This is a genomic window from Rickettsia endosymbiont of Culicoides newsteadi, from assembly GCF_002259525.1.
Taxonomy (GTDB): domain Bacteria; phylum Pseudomonadota; class Alphaproteobacteria; order Rickettsiales; family Rickettsiaceae; genus Tisiphia.
On sequence record NZ_MWZE01000114.1, the window covers coordinates 1 to 3,499 of the forward strand.

Here is a 3,499-nt window from a genome sequence, read left to right on the forward strand (position 1 = left end):
GTCGCCATATTGCTATTATTAAATTTATTCATTATCTATCATTATAACTTATATTAACCTCTATGTTAAGTGCTATAATAGCATAAGATCATTTTTTATTAGCGACCTAAAATCCTTATCCATATCAACAAGCCATCTTTTTATATCCACTTTAATAGTTAAATCAGATTCCTCCAATTCTTCTTACAACTTACACAATTGTTGATCACTTACTGCTTCCATAATACAAAGGTCAAGATCAGAAAATTTTCTATGACGACCTTTAACACGTGAACCGTATGCCTTAAATGTATAAGGATATTTTTTAAGATAGATTGCAATATAGTCAATTGATGAGCAGTTGGGGACGTTGTTGCTCAATGCTCACCCATTATTTATAGGCGTCACTCCATCGTTCCTGCTACCCAATTCTCCTGAATTGAATTGACTATAGTTTCTATATCCTCATTCTTGGCAATAGAAGTTTTTCAAACTTATAGTTCTTAATTATCTCCATAATGACTCCACATGCGTAGTATCTTTATTCTCTTATCTACTATCTACCTCATAAAATAATCTATGTTGCAAATTAACCCTTCTCGAATAAGCTCCCAAATACATACCCCTTAACTTTTTAAAAGGTGGGGGATTTTGAAATGGATCATTGCTTATAATTTCTAGTAATTTGTATATTTGTTTCTGCAAAGGTGATTTCTTAATCTTTTTAAAATCTTTACAAGCATCGCTAGTAAAATACAAACTATACATTTAAGCTAATCCACCAATTTTGTCTTACAATCTTTAAAATCAGTAGTAAGACCTTTGATTATTGATTGACTTAATTCTTTATTTTTTGCTACCAATAATGTTTCTTGAATATCTTCCCAGTCTTGTTTTGAAATTAAAACTGCTGTATTTCTTTTGCCTTTTATTATTGTTGGCTCATGCTCCTCTGCTACCATATCTATTAATTTATATAAGTTCTTCCTAGCCTCACTAGCTACCAAATACGCCATAATTATTCCTATAAAATGTTGATTAACAGTACTATATATGGCACTGTTAATCAATAGACCTCTTGCCTAACTCTACTTCTGCTGGCAATTTGTACGTGATAGCGGTACTCTGCTCCTCACATACACTAGAGTACGCTGCGGTTCGAGGTGAAGCGTCTCCTTCAAATTCCTCAGCATAAGCGAGTTTTGCAAGAGGTCTAATATCTTTAACCCCCTTTATTGCAATTTTTGCTAATTCTGTTCTCCTTTAACAAGGCTTTGTAATCTATAGTAAGCTTAGTAGTAATAAGGTCAGAACTACGCTGAAAATTTATATTACAGGCTTTCATACCAGCAACAATGTAATCTTGAAGAATACACGAATTAGCTGTTAATTTATTAGTAATTTTCTCCGCCAGTAAAGTTAAAAGCCCCTGATTTTTATCCCTAGCAAAAGCACTTATCTCAAATTCCACTTGGTAAATATCCTGCCCTAATCTTGAAATATTTTCAACTTTCAAAATATTTACTAGTAAGAACGGATATTTTGCATCTTGGACTACCGATATGTAAATCCGGTCAACACTAAGCCTAATATCCGGCTCCCCAGATAATAAGTTATATATGCTCATGTGAAAATCATGAATAAAATTAACAGACATATATTTCTAACCCTATAATATTCAAGAATTTACTTCTTTCTTCAACATTAATAATTCGCTTAATTTCAAATTGCCTATCTCTAAACGATATACGCATTTTGGTGGTAATGCCGGTGATAAATCTCATTTTAAACACATAAAACCCTTCAGTCATAATATGACCAAAATTCAAATGTTCTATCGAGGTAAATCGATTATCAGAAATAGGTTTTATTTCAGCATAAGTAGAAAGTTTCTCTTGCCATTTTTCTTGTTCTATCTCACTTACAGAAAAATTCTCTAGAATTTTCACCTGATGTTGTAAAGTACGTGCTATTGATTTTTTCATTCTTACCTTTCCAAAAGCCTTATATTCTTAATTGTCTATACGCTAGATATAGATTCTTAATTTCTGTTGATAAAGAAGTAGCATTTTGCCTTTCCCTATCATACATTTCTGCTATATGCATTAATATGCCATGCTTTATTGAAGCTGGAATATGCATTTTATCATAACCAACAATATATTCAACCATTAATTGATAATTTTCTAATTTTTTATTCAAACATAATAATGATCGATCGTGATCTAGGTAATATTGATCAGATTGCAGCTTCATAGATTGACTGTTATTTGTTAGAGTAATCTTCACTAATTCCTTTATCGGCTGGTATTTTAACTGAAAATTTTGTTGATTTTTAATATTACAAACAAACTCTACCCGCCTTGTTATTATTGTAAGTTTAGTAAAATTCTTAGCAGCCATAATTGCAGCATCTATCAAGCTGCTAATTAAATCATCATCATAATCGCCTTCTATTCTCATATAGTTCTTAACTTCCACTAGGCTCCAAATAGCCTGAGGAATTAGTTCAATAATCCTAAAAGTATTTTTTTTATACATATAGCTACTTCACATAGGTTAACTAAAGATAGCCAGTTTAATAGCACTCTGATTCACGACGTCGCCCCCTACCCTTTTAACTGCGTAAAATTTGACAAATGGCTTATCAGTATAGGGATCTCTCATTATACTAATACCACCACGATCTATGATTTTATAGGCTGATTTAAAATCACCTATAGCAATTGCCATATTACCTTCCTTGATAGGCGGCATCTCAGAACAGCAAAGCACCGATATACCAAATATTGTTTGCTTTAAAGAATCAGACAGTGACTGTTGCCAAATAAACCGACCATTATTATCTTGAAGTTTTTGGATTTCTGATAAAGTAGTACGATTAATCAAAAAAGTAGCATTTGCCAAATATTCTTCATCAAGTAAATTAATGAAATCTAATAATTTTTCGGCAGTAACTTGTCCCCCCATCTCAAATAGCTCTATTTTATCACGAGCTCTTGATAAGATACCTCTTGGCTTTTTCTTACCATCACCATTAATAAACGCCTCATTTTCTGCTTTAACAAAACTATCTCTTAAACGCTCTATCAACCAATTCTCTATCCGAATAGCTGAGTCATCTATCAAAGTTTGACTGGCTTTTGGCTGAGCATAAAGCTCATGCACAAAGATTCTCTGTTGCTTTAGCCGAGAGGCAGTTGTTTCTTCTCTTGCTTGCAAATCACCAACCCAACCACTAGCAAAACTCCCCTCTTCAATTACTATATCAAGGGCATTACTAGAAATTGTTTCGATTGATACTAATTGTCGCATAGGTGATCTAGCGTTAATCTCAGTAATGATACTATTATATAAAGCCGGTACTAACAATACTCCACCTTCCTCAGGTCCGCTATTTAAAGATTTTTCGATTAATTCACTTTGGCTACCTTTGCGAATATCTCTCATTCCGCTGCAAAACATAAATTTATTATTAATTATTAGCTAAATTTAACTTTTAAACTATCCGTGGTAGTAT

General features: G+C 32.6%; 7 protein-coding genes. All 7 read right to left on the reverse strand.

What is annotated here, in order from left to right; all coding sequences use genetic code 11:
• Positions 1–183: 183 nt before the first annotated feature.
• The 7 genes from RiCNE_RS08130 to RiCNE_RS06395 all read right to left on the reverse strand — a co-directional run bounded on the left by RiCNE_RS08130 (position 184) and on the right by RiCNE_RS06395 (position 3,444).
• Complete coding sequence (locus RiCNE_RS08130; protein ID WP_239832752.1) at positions 184–360, reverse strand: nucleotidyltransferase domain-containing protein; 177 nt, start codon at positions 358–360, stop codon at positions 184–186.
• A gap of 168 nt (positions 361–528) precedes the next feature.
• Positions 529–747 carry a Txe/YoeB family addiction module toxin gene (locus RiCNE_RS06365; protein WP_239832759.1) on the reverse strand — a complete coding sequence of 73 codons (219 nt, stop codon included), beginning with the start codon at positions 745–747 and terminating at the stop codon, positions 529–531.
• A gap of 5 nt (positions 748–752) precedes the next feature.
• The gene (locus tag RiCNE_RS06370) at positions 753–995 is read right to left on the reverse strand and encodes a type II toxin-antitoxin system Phd/YefM family antitoxin (RefSeq protein ID WP_094649738.1); all 243 of its coding nucleotides are present in this window, start codon (positions 993–995) and stop codon (positions 753–755) included.
• Between the two features lie 206 nt (positions 996–1,201).
• A complete protein-coding gene (gene gp17 / locus RiCNE_RS06380; protein ID WP_239832760.1) occupies positions 1,202–1,636 on the reverse strand; it encodes a tail completion protein gp17 in 435 nt (144 codons plus the stop codon).
• Positions 1,626–1,964: a phage head closure protein gene (locus tag RiCNE_RS06385; RefSeq protein WP_094649739.1), complete on the reverse strand. Its 339-nt coding sequence runs from the start codon at positions 1,962–1,964 to the stop codon at positions 1,626–1,628. The genes gp17 and RiCNE_RS06385 overlap by 11 nt, the downstream gene beginning before the upstream one ends.
• 19 nt (positions 1,965–1,983) lie before the next feature.
• Positions 1,984–2,520 (reverse strand): head-tail connector protein, encoded by a 537-nt coding sequence (locus RiCNE_RS06390; protein ID WP_094649740.1) that lies wholly within the window; start codon positions 2,518–2,520, stop codon positions 1,984–1,986.
• An 18-nt stretch (positions 2,521–2,538) separates the two neighbouring features.
• Positions 2,539–3,444 (reverse strand): phage major capsid protein, encoded by a 906-nt coding sequence (locus RiCNE_RS06395; RefSeq protein WP_094649741.1) that lies wholly within the window; start codon positions 3,442–3,444, stop codon positions 2,539–2,541.
• Positions 3,445–3,499 lie beyond the last annotated feature (55 nt).